Here is a 16,592-nt window from a genome sequence, read left to right as displayed (position 1 = left end):
GATATCTCTCTAAATTAACTGGCGCTGAATATTGTCAGACTGAACCGTTCGGTTCGATCTCGACGTTGACTTAGCGCTTAAAGAGGCCCATATCAAGAGCAATCGAACCGGATGGTTCGAATTATTTTACGAGGTGTGACATTATGGCCGAAGCCCCCAAGGCCGCTCCTTTGCCTGATTCAGGCCTATTGCCCAGCACTGGCAAGGATCAGTGCGACCTGCTGGACAGTCTGCCCCGCGGCCGCCCGGCTGCGGGCCAGGACCCGGTCAAGCGCAGCCAGATCATCGACGGCGCGCGCCGTGTCTTCATCGACAAAGGCTTCGAAGCGGCGTCGATGAACGACATCACCCGCGAGGCAGGCGTGTCCAAGGGCACCATCTATGTCTATTTCGCCAATAAGGAAGAACTGTTTGAAGCGCTGATCGAGGAAGAGCGCGGCACGATCTTCAAGAACATGTACGAAGTGCTCGACCAGATCGGCGATCTTCGCGCGACGCTGGTGAAGTTCGGCATTGTGCTGTCCGTGAAGATCACCTCGGCCAGGGTCATCCTGGCGCAGCGTACGGTCATCGGCGCGTCGGAACGAATCCCGGAGCTTGGCGCGCGGTTTTACGAACGCGGCCCGAAGCGTGGCCATGACAAGGTTGTGGTTTTCCTCAACATGGCTATCGAACGCGGCCTGCTGAAGATCGATGACGTCGAGCTTGCCGCCTATCAGTTCACCGAGCTATGCTTGGCCGGCCTTTTCCGCCAATGCATATTTGCCTATCGCACCAAGGCGCCAAGTGCGGCCGAGATCGAGCATATCGTCAGGTCGGGCGTCGACGTGTTCCTGAAGGCCTACGGCACCGAACAGCTTGCCGCCGAAGAAAGCGCTTCAAAGTCCGCCTGACGCGACAGTGCCTGCGTCCTGCCTGGACGCATCAAGACCTTATCCGCCGTTGGCGGCGAGCACGATCGCCGCACGCAGTTCCTCGAGGCCCTCGCTCTTTTCTGACGACGTGGCGAGCACGAAGGGAAAGGCCGCCGGGCGTTTCTTGATTTTCGCCAGCGTTTCTTCGATCAGCCGCGGCACCCCGGCAGCCTTGATCTTGTCGGTCTTGGTCAGCACGATCTGATACGACACCGCCGCCTTGTCGAGCAACGACAGCACCTCGTCGTCCTTGGCCTTGATGCCATGACGGGCATCGATCAGCACGTAGACGCGCTTCAGCGTCACCCGGCCCTTGAGATAGTCGAAGACGAGCTTTGTCCACTCGTCGACCTTTTCCTTGGGCGCCGTGGCGTAGCCATAGCCCGGCATGTCGACCAGCGCCATCGGCGGCAGGTCGGCGCCTTCTCCCGAAAATCCGCCCGGCACGAAATAGTTGAGCTCTTGCGTCCGCCCCGGCGTGTTGGAGGTGCGCGCCAGTCCCCTCTGGTTGACCAGCGCATTGATCAGCGACGATTTGCCGACATTGGAGCGGCCGGCAAAGGCGATCTCGAGCGGTCCTTCCGGCGGAAGGAATTTCATCGCCGGCACGCCGCGGATGAAAATCCAGGCTCGCGTGAACAATTCGATGCCGATCGTGGTCTTGTTCAACGCGTTCAAACCGCCGCCTCCAGAAGAAAAATGTTGCTGCCACGAATGGCATCGAGATTGCGGCTGATCTTTTCCACCGGCCAGTGCCACCACGCCAGCGCCAGGAGCCGCCGGATGGTCCTGTCGTCGAAGCGCATCTTTACCACCTTGGCCGGATTGCCGGCGACGATCGCATAGGCTGGCACATCGTGCGTCACCACCGACTTTGCCGCGACGATGGCGCCGTCGCCGATCTTCACGCCGGGCAGCATCACCGCTTCCATGCCGATCCAGACGTCGTTGCCGACGATTGTGTCGCCGCGCAATTCCTTCGACCATGTCGCCGGGTCGAAACCCTCTTCCCAGCCGTGACCGAAGATGTTGAACGGATAGGTCGAAAAGCCGGACATGGCGTGATTGGCGCCGCTCATGATGAAGCGCGCGCCCTCGGCAATGGCGCAGAACTTGCCGATGACCAGCCTGTCGCCGATGAACGGATAATGATGCAGCACGCATTTTTCGGCGAATTTGTCGGGCCCGTCCGGATCGTCATAATAGGTAAAGTCGCCGATCTCGATGTTCGGCGCCGTCACCAGCGGTTTCAGAAAGCCGACGCGTGTGTGCAACGGGATCGGATGCTTGATCGATGGATTGGGTCCGGTCATATCGAGGTCCGTCGAGCAACTGCCAGGCAGGTCAAAATAGCGCGATCCGTCCGCGGTACCAATCGCTTAGTCCAGGCTCGCTTAGTCTGGGCGGGCAGTCTGTGCAAAAAGCCCCGGACGAACCGGGGCTTTTTGGTTTCGCATTATCGGAGCGCCGGCTATTCCGCCGGCGACGGTTTCTTGCGGAACAGCGCGACCAGATTGTCCCACAATTCGATCTTGGCGCCCTGGCGCTTCATGATCACGCCCTGCTGGAGGATCGACAGCGAGTTGTTCCAGGCCCAGTAGATGACGAGGCCGGCCGGAAAACCCGCCATCATGAAGGTGAAGATCACAGGCATCCAGGTGAAGATCGCAGCTTGCGTCGGGTCCGGCGGCGTCGGGTTCATGCGCATCTGCAGGAACATCGTCACGCCCATGATCAGCGGCCAGACGCCGATCATCAGCATATGCGGCAAGGTGATCGGGACCAGCCCGAACAGGTTGAAGATCGATGTCGGATCCGGCGCCGCCAGATCCTGGATCCAGCCGAAGAACGGCGCGTGCCGCATCTCGATGGTGATGTAGAGCACCTTGTAAAGCGAGAAGAACACCGGGATCTGCAACGCCACCGGCCAGCAGCCGGCAAGCGGATTGATCTTCTCGGTCTTGTAGAGCTCCATCATCGCCTGCTGCTGCTTCATCTTGTCGTCCGCGTATTTCTCGCGGATCTCGAGCATCTTGGGCTGCACCTTCTTCATGTTCGCCATCGACGCATAGGATTTGTTGGCGAGCGGGAAGAACAGCGCTTTGACGATGACCGTGGTGGCGAGGATCGCCAGGCCGAAATTGCCGAAGAATTTGTACAGCGTGTCGATCAGCCAGAACATCGGCTTGGTGATGAAATAGAAATAGCCCCAGTCGATCACCAGGTTAAACTGGCGAATATGACGGTCCTTCTCATAGGCGTTGATCGTCGAAACTTCCTTGGCGCCGGCGAATATCTCCGACTCGACGCTCGTCGACTGCCCGGGAGCGATTGTGACCGGATCGGACAGGAAATCGGACTGGTAGCTATGCGGGTGGGGTCCGCTTTTGAATTCGAAATAAGAGAATTTGGGTTGAAATTCGCGGCCGCCGGGCGGCACCAGGGTCACCGCCCAGTATTTATCGGTGATGCCCAGCCAGCCGTCGGTCGACTTGCCCGGCTTGTATTCCCTTTCCGATTCGATCTTGGAGTATTTGTACTCCTGCAGGCCTTCGCTTCCGGTAACGCCGATCAGGCCTTCATGCAGCACATAGGTACTGGCGATAGCCGGCTTGTCGAAACGGGTGACGCGGCCGTAGTTCGACAGCGTCGCCGGCGCCGAGCCCCCATTCTGGACCGTGTCGGACACGGTGAACATATATTGGCTGTCGACCGAGAAGGTGCGCTTGAAAATCAGGCCCTTGTCGTTGGTGAAGGTCAGCTTGACCGACGTCGCTGGTGTCAGCGTCGCATTGCCGTCGGTCTGCCAGACCGTGTCGGGGCCGGGCAGCCTGCCCACATCCGGCGTGCCGGAAAAGCCGATCTCGGCGAAATAGCCGTTCGGCAGGGACGCCGGGTTGAGCAACGCGATCTCGGGCGAGGTCTTGTCGACCGTCTCCCTGTAGTGCTTGAGCCGGAGGTCGTCGAGGCGCGCACCGGTGAGGTTGATCGAGCCTTCGAGGCTCGGCGTGTCGATCTTGACGCGCTTGGTCGAGGCAAGCGCCTGGTCGCGGCCGGCCGGCGTCACCGCGTCGCCGCCGGGCGCGCTCGGAATGGCGCCCGGCTGCACCGGCGTTTCGCTGGCACCGGGAGTGGCGCCCTCGGCTGCCTTCTTCTGCTCGGCCACGCGCTGTTCTTCGATGCGGGCGGCTTCGCGCTGCATCTCGCTGCGTGGCATCACATAGAAATATTGCCAAAGCGCCAGGATCAGCACCGACAGTGCGATGGTGATGAAGAAGTTGCGGTTGTTTTCCATCGAAGCCCTTGGCCTATCGTGTTCCACGCAATCTGCGGGAGAGTTCGGCCTTCAACTGGCCGAACGGAGTCGTAAGCACGTCTTCGCGCCCGACGATGACATAATCATTGCCGGGCGCCATGTCATCCGCGGCATGCGTGCGCACGGCCTCTCTCAGCCGCCGCCGGACGCGGTTGCGAACGACGGCATTGCCGACCTTCTTGGTGACCGTATAGCCGACGCGCGGCGCCTCGCCGTCGCTGCGATCCAGAACCTCGACGAGGAAAAGCCGCCCACGGCGCTTTTCGCCACGGCGGACGGCCAGGAATTCCGCGCGCTTCAGAAGCCGCTTGGGATGGGGGCCCGTTGGCTTGCCGGTTGCGGGCAACGATCTTGTCTCTCGTTTGGTGCTCAGGCGCTGAGACGCTTGCGGCCGCGGTTGCGGCGGGCTGCGACGACGCCGCGGCCACCCTTGGTGGCCATGCGAGCACGGAAACCGTGCCTGCGTTTGCGGACGAGTTTGGACGGCTGGTAAGTACGCTTCATTTGTTTAAATACCGCGGGGTGCGGCCCTTCTTGATTCTGTCACTTTGTAACAGGAGCTTTGCCGGGCCGGTTTTGGCGCGATCGAAACCGCGCCGGGACGAATGGCCCGAGCGTGAGCGGGCTTATAGAAAGAAGGGTTTTGGAAGTCAATCCAGCGTGTCGGGCCGGCGTTGTCCGACTGGCAGGGAAGTCTTGCGGCCCTTTGTACGATTCCGACCAAGGATGGATTTGGCAAAAAAGCCGCAATCGCCTAATCTCGCCCGATCAAGCGATCGTGAACACAAGCAGCGGCTAAGACGGGCAGCCGCTAAGACAAGCGGCCGTGAAGACAAGCAGCCGCAAAGACAAGCAGCCGTAAAGACAGGCAGCCGTGACGACAAGCATGAGTGAAGTCCCTCCCATGGACGATAGCGTCGCCCAGGCGCAGGCCGCCACCCGCAGGGTGCCGCTGGCGCGTGGCCTGTCGACCAAACTTCTGCTGCTCACCATCGTCTTCGTGCTGTTGGCCGAAATTCTCATCTTCGTCCCCTGGATCGCCAGCTACCGGCTGAGTTGGCTGAAGGAGAGGCTGAGCACTGCCGCTGCGGTCTCGATCGTCCTGGTGCAGGGCGAGCCTGCCTCGCTGTCGCGTGCCGCCCAGAACGACGTGCTGATGGCGATAGGCGCCAAGGCGATCGCCGTGCGCGACGGCGGCGTCTCACGCCTTCTGGTCGTGGCCGAAATGCCGCCGCAGGTTGACGACCATATCGATATCGCCAATGTCGGCATGATCAAGGGCATGACCGGCGCGCTGGACACGCTGTTTTTCGGCGGCAAGCGGATGCTGCGCGTTTTCGGGCCGGTCGGCGACAGCGACAAGGAGTTCGAGCTGATCATGCCCGACCACCGCCTGCGCAATGCCATGCTGATCTATTCGCGCAACGTCGCCTTCGTCTCGCTGCTGATCTCGCTGTTCACCGCCATGCTGGTCTATGCCGCGATAGACCTGATCATGATCGGGCCGATCAGGACGATGACACGCTCGATGCTGGCCTTCTCCGAGGCGCCGGACGACCCCGGCCGCATCATTCATCCTGCCGCCCGGGCCGACGAGATCGGCGTCGCCGAACGCGAGCTGTCGCAGATGCAGGAGCGGCTGCAGAAGATGCTGTCCGAGCAGAAGCACCTGGCCGATCTCGGCCTCGCCGTGTCGAAGATCAACCACGACATGCGCAACATCCTCGCCTCGGCGCAGCTGATGTCGGACCGCCTGCGCCAGGTCAAGGACCCGACCGTGCAGGCCTTCGCGCCGAAGCTCCTGCGCGCGCTCGACCGCGCCGTGTCCTACTCGGAGGGCGTGCTTGCCTATGGCCGAACGCAGGAGCCGCCGCCGTCGCGCCGCAGGCTGAGGCTGCGCCAGCTGGTCGAAGACGTCCAGGGCCTGCTCGACATCGACTGCGGCATCGAATTCGTCAATGCCGTCGATCCGGTGCTCGAGGTCGACGCTGATTCCGACCAGCTGTTCCGTGTGCTCACCAACCTTAGCCGCAACGCCGTGCAGGCGATGGCGGCGGACACCGAGAGCGCCGTGGTGCGCCGCCTGACCGTGTCGGCCGAGCGCATGGGCAGCGTCAGCCGCATCACTGTCACCGACACCGGCCCGGGCCTGCCGCCAAAAGCGCGCGAAAACCTGAGCGCGGCATTTCGCGGCTCGGCCCGCAGCGGCGGCACCGGCCTTGGCCTGGCGATCGCCCACGAGTTGATCCGCGCCCACGGCGGCATGGTGGAGCTGGTCGAAAGCATAGGCGGCCGCACCACATTCGCCGTCACCATTCCCGACCAGCCGGTCCGCCTCGACCAGGCTCGCAACGGCCTGCGCCGCCCGGCGTAACGGACCGTTTCGTTACGGAGCCTTCCCATTCGCAAATGGTCGATCCGACACGACCAGCTATCGGCTCGGCCGCCGTGTAACGACTCGTTTCGGTACGGACCGTTTCGATTGGCAAATGACCGATCCGAGACTACGACATATCGGCTCGGCCGCCGTGTGACGTGATCTCGCCTTGGCTGCCCGGCGCATGACGACAAAACGTGACGGCAAAACTTTTGGCCAGGATCGGCTTGCTTTTCGCAAATTCAGTCGCTAGGGAACACGTCACATCGCGGCCGGTCGCCAGGATCGGTTCGCGAGGCTATGCAAAGCATGGCCTGTTGCGCGCCCGTAGCTCAGCTGGATAGAGCACCAGACTACGAATCTGGGGGTCAGGAGTTCGAATCTCTTCGGGCGCGCCAAATACCGCCGTCAGCCGCCGTTTCCTCGGCTCGCGCCGCCCCCGGTACTCTGGCGCGACAGGCTGTGCGGCCAATGGCCGAATGCGAGTTCGAATCTGGCCGCTTCGCGCCTCCATTTCCGCCATTCAGACCACCGTTGCAACTTCCCGAAAGCTGACGGTCTGCTAAGCCGGCACTAAGGCCTCGAATGGGGTTGTAGCGGTTACGCCGCCGGTCACAGGTCCTGGAACACCGCCCAAGGCGTAGAGGTTTGGACTGAGCTGCTGCCGGTTCGGTGGACAAGAGGTTAGGCTAGGTTAGCTTGCCTCTTTGTATTCCACGGGGCTCAGATAGCCCAGTGTCGAGTGTCGGCACCTCGGGTTGCAGAAGCGCTCGATATAGTCGAACGCATCCTCGTCTAGGCTATCCGCCCGCGTGGTCGTTGCCACCGTGCGCGGCGACGAACATGGCGACGGCGGACCGGCAATAGGATTCGATTTCGTTGTCGTCCTCTGCTCTCGCCTGATCGAAGCGTGCGATAATCAGGAGATCGGATCCTTTGATAAGCGCGGCAAACAAGCGGGCGGACCGGAGAGGATTGGGCGCGTTCAGAACCGCCTTCGCGTGCAACTGACGCAACAGGGCCTCGATTTGGGCGATGACATAGGCGGGGCCGGCTTCGTAATGGAGCTTGCTTAACGACTTTTGATTCGTCTTGTCGGCCATGATCATGGCTTCGACACTGCGGACGTCCGGGCTCAACAGCGTGCGAAGCAGGGATGTTCCCACCGCCATGAGCTGATCTTCGGCCGAACCGTCGACGCGTTCAGAAAGGGCCAGTGGTGCAAACTGATGGCAGTGGGCCTTGATGGCCGCGCCGAATAGGGCCTCCTTGTTCTCGAAGTGCCGATAGATGCTGAGCTTGGATATCTTCGCCCGCTGGGCGACCTTGTCCAAGGTCGTCGCTTGAAAACCCAATTCCACAAAGAGTTCGAACGCGGCGTCGACGATCGTTTGGCCAAGCGCCTCGTTGGCGGGCCGGCCGCGCCGGCCCTGGCTAATTTCGGTCACGGTAATTCTAGTCCTTGACAGTATCCTAATTCTTGAATTACGATACCACGCAGTGTCTAAAATGTGCAAGCCAGGCCCAGCCCAACCACAACACGGAGCCCATCACCATGGATGACGTCATCATCATCGGCGGCAGCTTTGCAGGTCTCGCCGCCGCGCTGCAGCTCGGCCGCGCCCGCCGGAAGGTCACCGTTCTCGATACCGGCCTGCCGCGCAACCGCTTCGCCGGCCACTCGCATGGCCTGCTCGGCCACGATCACAAGCCACCGCTGGACATCCTGGCCGAGGCGCGGCAGCAGCTGGCGCGCTATCCCACGATTAGGCTGATCAATGCCCGAGCCGACAGCATCTCCGGCGCCATCGACGATTTCTCCGTCGTCACTGGCGATGGCGAAAGCCTTGGGGCGCGCCGCCTGATCCTGAGCTATGGCGTCGTCGACCAGATGCCTGATGTTCCGGGCTTTGCCGAAGGATGGGGCACGTCCATCGTGCCCTGCCCCTATTGCGACGGCTTTGAAGTCGCCGACCAGCATTGGGGCCTCGTCTGGTCCGGCCCGCAGTCGCACAATCAGGTCAGGCTGTTCCACGATTGGACCGACAGGTTGACGGTCTTCACCGATGGTCACGACATTCCGCCTGATATCCGGGCCGATTTGGCGCGCCGCAACTTACCTGTCGTCGATGGCCGGATCATCGAGATCGCCCATCGCGGGGGCCATAGCGCCACCGTCAAGCTCGATACCGGCCCCAATGTCTCGGTTGACATCTTGTTCGCGCATCCGCGCAACAAGCCGTCCGCAAGCCTGCATGAATCACTGGGCCTCGCCACGGTCAATACACCCCTCGGCATCGCCCTCAAGGTCGACGAGCGCCGCGAAACCAGCATGCCCGGCATCTACGCCGCCGGCGACCTCGCAAACCCCCTCATGGCCTCGGTCACCACGGCAATATCGCACGGCGCGCTGGCGGGTATCTCGGCCCAGCAGTCGATGCTGGTTTGAGAGCACAGATTGGAGGATGAGCATGGCCGTCGAACCGGACAGCGCGGGTGTGCGCTTCCCTCCGCCCTTCCTCTATCTGGGAGCGCTGCTGTTGGGGCTGGCGGCGGAGCGGTTCGTCACCCTCCGCTCTTTCGGCATCGACTGGCGGTTGCTGGTCGCGACGGGCGCGCTGCTGTTCGTTGCCGGCGCGGCGATGATGCTTGCGGCGGCGGGGCTGTTCCGGCGGCTGGGCACCAACGTTCCGCCGTCGCAGCCAACGACCCTCATCGCAACGACCGGTCCTTATCGGTGGACCCGCAATCCCATGTATCTCGGCATGGCGCTTATCTATTCCGGCCTTGCGATCGGCTTCGACGGGCCGATCGCGTTCGCCTTGCTCCCGTTGGTGCTGATCGCGATCCAGACGCAGGTGATCGCCCGCGAGGAGCGCTATCTCGAAGCGAAGTTCGGCGACGACTACCGCCGCTACAAGGCCGAGGTTCGCCGCTGGCTCTGACTATTCCGCCGCTGCCGCCTGCGGGGCGTTCTGATAAACCAGCACCGGCTTCCTTGCCGCGAGCTATCACATTCTGAAGGTTGCGGGCCGGTGTCACGGAAAACCGACTGGCCGGCTGACCCCGCAGTGCACCCGGCGCCTGAGGAGACGCGCGTGTCCAAAACCAGAGACGCCGAAGCCAGCATCAGCATCTCTCGTCCGCTCTTGGAGTAGCGGTAACCAAGAGCGGACAGACGGCCGCCGGCCAGATCTTCCCTTAAGCAATAGCGTCCACGCGGAAATGCGGCGATGAGGAACGGAGGGCGGCGGTCCCAGGTGGTTCTAGGGTAGCACAAACGGCGACACATATTCGTTATGTTTGTCCTGCGCGGGGCGCCAATAAACCCATGTCCGACCCTGGGACATAGTGGACTGCGCCTCGTGGGTGAGACACTAATTAGGGACAGTTCTCCAGGTTTTGGATTGCGGCTGGGGGATCCTGGCGCAATCATGTAAGGCCGGCCTCGAGCGTGAATGCTGGCGCCGGTGGCGGCCGGAAGGTCGCGAGGAGTGAGCACCATCCCTTCTAAAAGAGGGATGGTCCGTTGATGCTACTCAGTCGGCCTGCTTAATCTCCGGACCTGGTTCTGTCGGCGGAGTTGGCGTGCAATCTTGGCCGGTGCATTCCTGCACAGGATTGTTCGCCGGCGGGAGACAGTTTTGGCCTTCACAATGAACGGGCGGCTGCGCTGTTGCGGCTTTGTTGTTCGGCGGCACAGGCCGATCCTCAGCGCGAACAGCCGGCATTCCAAGGTCGATCATGGCCGTGCACAAGAGCGCAATCCGAAGCAAATTCATTTCCGCCTCCGCAACTGACAGCGAGATGCAGACTACACCTTCGAACTGCGGCCAACATCCTGTCACCCGCGAACGGCGTTAACAGCGCGTTTCATTGCTGGTTAGAAGGGCGCGCCGATGAGATCGAGCGTTGTCCTCTTCCTGCCAAAACAGCGCCAGAAACAGGCGTTCGGCCTGAGGTGACTGAAGCCAACCTTCCGATTTCCTGTACACTTGTTCGAAGGGTTTGAGGTGCCTTAGGGCTTTCGCATATTCGAGGTTCTTCAGGTCTTTCACGGGGGAACGTACATGACGGCATTCAACAGCGTCCGCTTCCAGGTCAAGCCGGGTAGTGAAGATGAATTCGTCGAACTGTTCAGCAGCGCCCCGCGCAATTTCGAGGGATTGCGGAAGATGGCTCTCATCAAATCTGGAGATGGCGCCTTCTTCTCGATTGGAGAGTGGGACACTTTCCAGCACATGGTCGATGCACGGCCCAAGATGCTAGGCAATCTTGAGCGGTTCCGGCACACGTTGCAGCAGCTGGAGGGCGGATATACGGATGCTGTTTCCGGCGAGGCCGTCTTCGAGATGGGCGGCAGGAGCGGCAACGGGTCGATATAGTATCTGCATGTCGGAAGGCTCGTCCCGCCGCCTCGGCCCCGTCACCGAAACCGCACATTCCCCCTCGAAAGCTCGGCCACCGACCTGCAGCCCATCAGCCGCATGCCGCGTTCGATCTCGGTTCGCATCAGGCCGAGCGCCCGTTCGACGCCGGCCTGTCCGGCCGCTGCGAGCGGGAAGAGGTAGTAGCGCCCGAGGCCGACGGCCTTGGCGCCCAGCGACAGAGCTTTCAGGACATGGGTGCCGCGCTGGACGCCGCTGTCGATGATCACGTCGATCTTGTCGCCCACCGCGTCGACGATCTCCGACAGCTGGTCGAAGGGACTGCGCGAGCCGTCCAACTGCCTGCCGCCATGATTTGACAGAACGATGCCGGTGCAGCCGATGTCGACGGCCTTTCTCGCGTCGGCAACGCTCATGATTCCCTTTAGGCAAAACTGGCCGTTCCAGAAGCGCACCATCTCTTCGACGTCCTTCCAATCCAGCGATGGATCGAGAATCTCGGTGAAATAGCGGCTGATGGAAAGCGCTCCGCCGCCGAGATCGATATGCCCATCCAGCTGCGGCAGGCTGAATTTTTCGTGCGCCAAATAGTCGATGGCCCATCTCGGCTTGATCGCAAACTGCATCATCCCGCCGGGCGTAAGCCGAAAGGGGATGGAAAAGCCGGTGCGCAGGTCGCGCTCACGGTTTCCGCCGGTGACGCTGTCGACGGTCAGCATCATCACCTCGACGCCGGCTGCCTTGGCGCGCTCCATCATGGCGCGGTTCAGGCCGCGATCCTTGTGGAAATAGAACTGATAGACCTGCGGTATCCGGTGCTTGCGGACTTCTTCCAGGCTGACCGTGCCAAGCGAGGAGACGCCGAACATCGTCCCGAATTTTTCCGCCGCCGCGGCGACGGCACGCTCTCCGCTGTGGTGAAACAGCCGCTGGAGAGCCGTTGGCGAGCAATAGACCGGCATCGCCAGTTTCTGGCCCATGACGGTGACCGACATGTCGATCTGCCCGACGCCGGCAAGCACGTTGGGGACGAGATCGCAGTCCTCGAACGCGGCCGTGTTGCGCCGCAGCGTCGTCTCGTCGTCGGCGCCGCCATCGATATAGTCGAAGATCGGCCCCGGCAGGCGCTGTTTTGCCAGCCTGCGAAAGTCGTGAAAATTATAGCAGCTTTGCAATCTCATGGACTCAATCGGGTCTATGCCGGGCGCGATGTCAAGCCTGTGCAATTGTCGATCGCCGGCCCGCCTCGCCTCACCGCGCCACGGCGCCCACCGACTCCCGTTCCACCAGCGGGCACTCCAGCTTGGTGATCGGATACCGTCCCCGACCGGGCGGAGCCGGCACTTCGAGCTGCTCGATCGCCCATTGCCCCATCGCCATATGCGGCAGGATCGACGTCGTCAGCGGCGGGAACAGATGCCGCGCGATCTCCTCGTCGTCATAGCCGACAACCGAAATATCTTGCGGGATGTGCAGGCCGGCCTCCTTCAGCGCCTCGTAGCAGCCGATCGCGGTGCGGTCATTCTGGCAGAAGATCGCGGTCGGCCGGTCCTTCAGTGCCAGCAGCTTGACGGTTGCGGCATAGCCGGCGCTCGCCGACCAGTCGCCTTCGACGACCAGGGCCGGATCGAACGGAATGTCGGCCGTCGCCAGCGCCCGGCGGTAGCCCTTCAGGCGGTCCTGCGCCGCTTGCATCCAGGGCTCGCCGGTGATGGTGGCGATGCGCCGGTGGCCATGGCCGATCAGGTGCCGGGTGGAGCTCTGGCCGCCGGCGATCTCGCTCGGCACCACGGCGGGGAAGGCATAGTCGGCGGTGTAGCAATTGAGCAGGATGACCGGAATGTCGAGGCCGTAGAGATAGTCCGGCGCGACGATCTCGCGGGTGAAGATGGTCATATAGATCAGCGCCGAAATGCCGCGCTTGGTCAGCGCCGCAATGGCCCGGGGCTCCATGACCTCGTCGCCCATGGTCTGCGCCACCAGCAGCACATTGCCGGCATTCCATGAGGCTTGCCGCGCCCCCTCAATGGCGACGACCGCCTCCGGGCTGGTCGCCAGTTGGTCGACGGCAAAGCCGATTACCCCGTCCAGCCCTTCGAATGAGGCAACAGGGGCTCGCAAGGCGGAAAACACCGGCGGCGCGTAACCGAGAGCCCGCGCCGCCTCGATCACCCGCTCGCGGGTCTGCTGCGACAGCCTGATGCCCGGCGTGTTGTTGAGCACGAACGAAACCGTCGCCTGCGAGCAGCCGGCGGCCCTGGCGATGTCGGTCATGGTGACACGGCCTTTGGGGTTTTTCCCCGACGGCTTGCGCCGCCTGGAGACATCGGGATCGCTGAGATCCGTCGGTTCGCTCATGGTTTCATGTTTCCCACCCCGGCCCGTCTAACCGGATCTCGTCGCGAGCGGCAAGCCGGTCCGACATGCCGCGTTTATAAACGGAAATCAAATTTATCATTATTATCAATCGAATCCCATCGCCCGCCATACGGCGGCGCAAACGACAATCTCGCCACAAAGCTTGATTTCTCGCGGATTTCTGCCGCTGCGCAAGCCATCGACGGTCCGCTCGATCCCCTGGCGTCTCTCTGCTCCACGCGGCGGCCAAGGCCTTGCCGCTCATGGCAAGCGACGTTCCAACCAAGAAAACTAATACTGTTTACTAATAACTCGCGACGTTCTAAAGTCAATTTGTCATGCCCGGCATGGATCATGCTGGGCGCGGCAAATCGAGCGTGCGACGCGATGTCTGGCGGCTCTCGGGCCGGCGTAAATGCGTCGCGCAATCACGAAAATGTCAGACAAATCGGACTATTTACTAACCGCAAACGAGTGTCTAGAGTTTGGATCGTGGCTGGATTGGCGCCGTTCTTTCGCTGCCGGAACCCTTGAGGAGGAGGGGCGTCCAAGCCGCAATCCGCAAATTCACATCAGCGACACGACTGATTCAAATGGGAGGTTGAACATGAAATCTGTGATACGAAATACGTCCGTCGCCGCCGCGGCCCTGCTGCTCGGCCTGTCCGTCACGGCAATTGCGCGCGCCGACGACAAGCCGACGCTGGCCTTCGTCGTCAACGGCGCTTCCGATTTCTGGAAGGCGGCCGAAGCCGGCGTCAAGAAGGCTCAAGGCGAACTGCCCAACTATAATCTGGAGCTCAAATATCCGGAACAGTCCTCGGTCGCCATACAGCAGCGCCTGATGGACGATCTGGTGACGGCCGGCGTGAAGGGGATCATGGTTTCGGCGGTGGACCCCAAGACGTCGACCGACGGGCTGAACAAGATCGCCTCGGAGACGGCATTGTTCACCACCGATAGCGACGCGCCGCAGACCAAGCGTGTCGCCTATATCGGCTCGTCCAATGTCGATGCCGGCAAGCAGGCGGCCGAGATCGCCAAGAAGGCAATGCCCGACGGCGGCAAGTGCCTCGGCTTCGTTGGCCTGCTCGGCGCCGACAATGCCAAGGAGCGCATCCAGGGCATGAAGGACGGCCTCGCCGGCACCAAGATCGAGCTGGTAGACGTGCGTGGCGACGACATTGACCAGGCCCGCGCCAAGAAGAACGTCGAGGACGCGCTGGTCGCCAGCCCCGACGTCACCTGCATGGTCGGCTTCTATTCCTACAACACGCCGCGCATCTATGAAGCGCTGCGCGATGCCGGCAAGCTCGGCCAGATCACCGTCGTCGGTTTCGACGACGATCCGATCACGCTGGGCGGCGTCAAGGAAGGCACCGTCGCCGCCACCGTCGTGCAGCAGCCTTTCGAATGGGCCTACAAGGGCATGAAGCTGATGGCCGCCTATCTCGAGGGCGACAAGTCGGGCGTTCCCGCCGACGGGCTGATCATCGTGCCGACCAAGATCATCGGCAAGGACGATGTCGACACCTACGCCGCCAACCTCAAGGCGATGTCTGGAAAGTGAGCGAAATAAGTTGCGCCGGCTCAGGGTCCGCCTTGAGCCGGCGATTCTATTGACGCGCCTTGCGAGGCCCGTCAGTCTGAGGCCAAAACGGCTCACCGACTGCTGTCAGGCGTGATGAATTATTCCGACCCATCCATCGTTGCATCCACGGACGCTCCGTTCCTGAGCCTTGACGGCGTGCGCAAGACCTATCCCGGCGTCGTCGCGCTGGACGGGTTCTCGATCGAGGTCAGGCCCGGCGAGGTCATCGGTCTGGTCGGCGAAAACGGCGCCGGCAAATCGACGCTGATGAAGATCCTCGGCGGCGTGACCCGGCCGGACACCGGCACCATCACCGTCGATGGTCTCGACCATGACGGTCTGACCGTCGAGGCCAGCATCGGTTCGGGCATCGCCTTCGTCCACCAGGAACTCAATCTGTTCGAAAACCTTGACGTCGCCGCCAATATCTTTTTCGGCCGCGAACCGCTGCGTGCCGGCCCGCTCAAGCTCGTCGACCGCGCCAGGCTGCGAGCGCTGGCGGCGCCGCTGCTAAAACGCGTCGGCGCCAATTTCTCGGCCGATACGCCGGTGTCGGCGCTGTCGCTGGCCCAGCAGCAAATGGTCGAAATCGCCAAGGCGCTGTCGATCAAGGCAAGGCTGGTCATCCTCGACGAACCGACCTCGAGCCTGCCGATCGCCGAAACCGACAAGCTGCTCGGCGTCATCAAGGCGCTGAAGGCGGACGGCATCAGCGTCATTTTCATCTCGCACCGCCTTCACGAGGTCGAGCGCGTCGCTGACCGCGTCGTCGTGCTCAGGGACGGAATGCTCGCCGGAACCTTGCCGAAGAGCGCCATCAATCACGACCAGATGGTCAAGCTGATGATCGGCCGCATGCTGAAGGAGAGGGAGAAGGCCGCGGAATCGGCGCGCCCGCCGGGCTCAGTCGCGCTGTCGGTCAAGGCCATTCGCACCGCTGCCTATCCCGACCGGCCCGTCGACCTCGATGTCAGGCATGGCGAGATCCTCGGCCTCGCCGGTCTCGTCGGCTCCGGCCGGACGGAGCTGGCGCGCGTCCTGTTCGGCATTGACAAGAGCTTTGGCGGCACCATGCTGCTCGACGGCAAGGAACTGGTCGTCGCGCAAGCCGCGGATGCGGTGGCAAGCGGCATCTTCCTCGTCCCCGAGGATCGCAAGCTGACCGGCATCCTGCTCGACCTGTCGATTGCCCAGAACATTTCGCTCCCCAATCTGCCGGCGCATTCGCGGCGCTCGCTGGTCTCGGCCAGCGCGGAAGCTGCTACCGCCGAGAAGCAGAAGACCAATCTCGGCATCAGGGCGCCCTCCGTCCAGACGCGCACCGGCACGCTGTCCGGCGGCAACCAGCAAAAGGTCGTGCTGGCCAAATGGCTGGCGATGAAGCCGAAGGTGATGATCCTCGACGAGCCGACGCGCGGTATCGATATCGGCGCCAAGGCCGAAATCTACGGGCTGATGCGGGGGCTGGCCGATGCCGGCGTCGCCGTGCTGATGATCTCCAGCGACATGGAGGAGGTGATCGGCGTGTCCGACCGCATCGCCGTCATGCATGAGGGCCAGATCTCCGGCATTCTCGACAAGGAACAGTTCAGCCAGGAAAACGTGCTGCTGCTGGCGGTGGGCAAGCAGCCGAAATAGGCAGCGGCCA

At 62.3% G+C, this 16,592-nt stretch carries 16 protein-coding genes, 1 tRNA gene and 1 pseudogene; 8 read left to right on the top strand and 10 right to left on the bottom strand.

Going from position 1 to position 16,592, the window contains the following annotated elements:
* Positions 1-143 precede the first annotated feature (143 nt).
* Positions 144-893: a TetR/AcrR family transcriptional regulator gene (locus NKJ08_RS01130; protein WP_352525936.1), complete on the top strand. Its 750-nt coding sequence runs from the start codon at positions 144-146 to the stop codon at positions 891-893.
* 39 nt (positions 894-932) lie between these two features.
* On the opposite strand, the gene yihA is transcribed toward NKJ08_RS01130, so the two are convergent.
* The 5 genes from yihA to rpmH form a co-directional block, all read right to left on the bottom strand.
* Entirely contained in the window at positions 933-1,592 is a 660-nt protein-coding gene (yihA, locus tag NKJ08_RS01125) for a ribosome biogenesis GTP-binding protein YihA/YsxC (RefSeq protein WP_352780938.1), read from the bottom strand.
* Positions 1,589-2,227 carry a CatB-related O-acetyltransferase gene (locus NKJ08_RS01120; protein ID WP_352780935.1) on the bottom strand — a complete coding sequence of 213 codons (639 nt, stop codon included), beginning with the start codon at positions 2,225-2,227 and terminating at the stop codon, positions 1,589-1,591. Before NKJ08_RS01120 ends, yihA begins: the two co-directional genes overlap by 4 nt.
* A gap of 158 nt (positions 2,228-2,385) precedes the next feature.
* Positions 2,386-4,209: a membrane protein insertase YidC gene (gene yidC, locus NKJ08_RS01115; protein WP_352780933.1), complete on the bottom strand. Its 1,824-nt coding sequence runs from the start codon at positions 4,207-4,209 to the stop codon at positions 2,386-2,388.
* A 13-nt stretch (positions 4,210-4,222) separates the two neighbouring features.
* Entirely contained in the window at positions 4,223-4,576 is a 354-nt protein-coding gene (rnpA, locus tag NKJ08_RS01110) for a ribonuclease P protein component (protein ID WP_352780930.1), read from the bottom strand.
* A 23-nt stretch (positions 4,577-4,599) separates the two neighbouring features.
* Positions 4,600-4,734, bottom strand: a complete 135-nt coding sequence (rpmH, locus tag NKJ08_RS01105) for a 50S ribosomal protein L34 (protein WP_008833937.1) — start codon at positions 4,732-4,734, stop codon at positions 4,600-4,602.
* A gap of 382 nt (positions 4,735-5,116) precedes the next feature.
* Between rpmH and NKJ08_RS01100 the strand changes: the two genes are divergently transcribed.
* Together NKJ08_RS01100 and NKJ08_RS01095 are read left to right on the top strand one after the other, a co-directional pair.
* Positions 5,117-6,604: an ATP-binding protein gene (locus NKJ08_RS01100; protein WP_352780927.1), complete on the top strand. Its 1,488-nt coding sequence runs from the start codon at positions 5,117-5,119 to the stop codon at positions 6,602-6,604.
* Positions 6,605-6,928: 324 nt separating this feature from the next.
* A tRNA-Arg gene (locus NKJ08_RS01095) sits at positions 6,929-7,005 on the top strand.
* A gap of 296 nt (positions 7,006-7,301) precedes the next feature.
* Here NKJ08_RS01095 and NKJ08_RS01090 read toward each other — a convergent pair.
* Positions 7,302-7,397 (bottom strand): annotated as a pseudogene (locus tag NKJ08_RS01090) (IS3 family transposase); the annotation flags it as partial.
* Between the two features lie 10 nt (positions 7,398-7,407).
* Positions 7,408-8,055: a TetR/AcrR family transcriptional regulator gene (locus NKJ08_RS01085; protein WP_352525946.1), complete on the bottom strand. Its 648-nt coding sequence runs from the start codon at positions 8,053-8,055 to the stop codon at positions 7,408-7,410.
* A gap of 107 nt (positions 8,056-8,162) precedes the next feature.
* On the opposite strand from NKJ08_RS01085, the gene NKJ08_RS01080 reads away from it, so the two are divergent.
* From NKJ08_RS01080 to NKJ08_RS01070, 3 genes are all read left to right on the top strand, one after another.
* The gene (locus tag NKJ08_RS01080; RefSeq protein WP_352780924.1) at positions 8,163-9,056 is read left to right on the top strand and encodes an NAD(P)/FAD-dependent oxidoreductase; all 894 of its coding nucleotides are present in this window, start codon (positions 8,163-8,165) and stop codon (positions 9,054-9,056) included.
* Positions 9,057-9,078: 22 nt separating this feature from the next.
* Entirely contained in the window at positions 9,079-9,552 is a 474-nt protein-coding gene (locus NKJ08_RS01075; protein WP_352525950.1) for a methyltransferase family protein, read from the top strand.
* Between the two features lie 1,125 nt (positions 9,553-10,677).
* On the top strand, positions 10,678-10,992 hold the full coding sequence (locus tag NKJ08_RS01070; protein ID WP_352525951.1) for an antibiotic biosynthesis monooxygenase family protein: 315 nt from the start codon (positions 10,678-10,680) through the stop codon (positions 10,990-10,992).
* A 41-nt stretch (positions 10,993-11,033) separates the two neighbouring features.
* Here the strand turns inward: NKJ08_RS01070 and NKJ08_RS01065 are convergent, their stop codons facing one another.
* The 3 genes from NKJ08_RS01065 to NKJ08_RS01055 all read right to left on the bottom strand — a co-directional run bounded on the left by NKJ08_RS01065 (position 11,034) and on the right by NKJ08_RS01055 (position 13,709).
* Positions 11,034-12,176 carry an alpha-hydroxy acid oxidase gene (locus NKJ08_RS01065; protein WP_352525953.1) on the bottom strand — a complete coding sequence of 381 codons (1,143 nt, stop codon included), beginning with the start codon at positions 12,174-12,176 and terminating at the stop codon, positions 11,034-11,036.
* Between the two features lie 70 nt (positions 12,177-12,246).
* A complete protein-coding gene (locus tag NKJ08_RS01060; protein WP_352780920.1) occupies positions 12,247-13,353 on the bottom strand; it encodes a LacI family DNA-binding transcriptional regulator in 1,107 nt (368 codons plus the stop codon).
* 74 nt (positions 13,354-13,427) lie between these two features.
* Complete coding sequence (locus NKJ08_RS01055; protein ID WP_352780918.1) at positions 13,428-13,709, bottom strand: hypothetical protein; 282 nt, start codon at positions 13,707-13,709, stop codon at positions 13,428-13,430.
* A gap of 251 nt (positions 13,710-13,960) precedes the next feature.
* Here NKJ08_RS01055 and NKJ08_RS01050 point away from each other — a divergent pair, with 251 nt between their 5' ends.
* Both NKJ08_RS01050 and NKJ08_RS01045 read left to right on the top strand, forming a co-directional pair.
* Entirely contained in the window at positions 13,961-14,923 is a 963-nt protein-coding gene (locus tag NKJ08_RS01050) for a sugar-binding protein (protein WP_352525957.1), read from the top strand.
* A 114-nt stretch (positions 14,924-15,037) separates the two neighbouring features.
* On the top strand, positions 15,038-16,582 hold the full coding sequence (locus NKJ08_RS01045; RefSeq protein ID WP_352522358.1) for a sugar ABC transporter ATP-binding protein: 1,545 nt from the start codon (positions 15,038-15,040) through the stop codon (positions 16,580-16,582).
* Positions 16,583-16,592: the final 10 nt, after the last annotated feature.

This window comes from Mesorhizobium sp. M0244 (assembly GCF_040321795.1).
Taxonomy (GTDB): domain Bacteria; phylum Pseudomonadota; class Alphaproteobacteria; order Rhizobiales; family Rhizobiaceae; genus Mesorhizobium.
Note: the sequence above shows the minus strand (reverse complement) of the source record. Positions and strands in the feature narration are given on the sequence as shown.

Bases quoted from the DNA above. Each gene is read 5' to 3' on its own strand.
- NKJ08_RS01130 (WP_352525936.1), top strand. From the start codon at position 144: ATGGCCGAAGCCCCCAAGGCCGCTCCTTTGCCTGATTCAGGCCTATTG.
- NKJ08_RS01120 (WP_352780935.1), bottom strand. From the start codon at position 2,227: ATGACCGGACCCAATCCATCGATCAAGCATCCGATCCCGTTGCACACA.
- yidC (WP_352780933.1), bottom strand. From the start codon at position 4,209: ATGGAAAACAACCGCAACTTCTTCATCACCATCGCACTGTCGGTGCTG.
- rpmH (WP_008833937.1), bottom strand. From the start codon at position 4,734: ATGAAGCGTACTTACCAGCCGTCCAAACTCGTCCGCAAACGCAGGCAC.
- NKJ08_RS01100 (WP_352780927.1), top strand. From the start codon at position 5,117: ATGAGTGAAGTCCCTCCCATGGACGATAGCGTCGCCCAGGCGCAGGCC.
- NKJ08_RS01080 (WP_352780924.1), top strand. From the start codon at position 8,163: ATGGATGACGTCATCATCATCGGCGGCAGCTTTGCAGGTCTCGCCGCC.
- NKJ08_RS01075 (WP_352525950.1), top strand. From the start codon at position 9,079: ATGGCCGTCGAACCGGACAGCGCGGGTGTGCGCTTCCCTCCGCCCTTC.
- NKJ08_RS01070 (WP_352525951.1), top strand. From the start codon at position 10,678: ATGACGGCATTCAACAGCGTCCGCTTCCAGGTCAAGCCGGGTAGTGAA.
- NKJ08_RS01065 (WP_352525953.1), bottom strand. From the start codon at position 12,176: ATGAGATTGCAAAGCTGCTATAATTTTCACGACTTTCGCAGGCTGGCA.
- NKJ08_RS01060 (WP_352780920.1), bottom strand. From the start codon at position 13,353: ATGAGCGAACCGACGGATCTCAGCGATCCCGATGTCTCCAGGCGGCGC.
- NKJ08_RS01055 (WP_352780918.1), bottom strand. From the start codon at position 13,709: ATGATCCATGCCGGGCATGACAAATTGACTTTAGAACGTCGCGAGTTA.
- NKJ08_RS01050 (WP_352525957.1), top strand. From the start codon at position 13,961: ATGAAATCTGTGATACGAAATACGTCCGTCGCCGCCGCGGCCCTGCTG.
- NKJ08_RS01045 (WP_352522358.1), top strand. From the start codon at position 15,038: ATGAATTATTCCGACCCATCCATCGTTGCATCCACGGACGCTCCGTTC.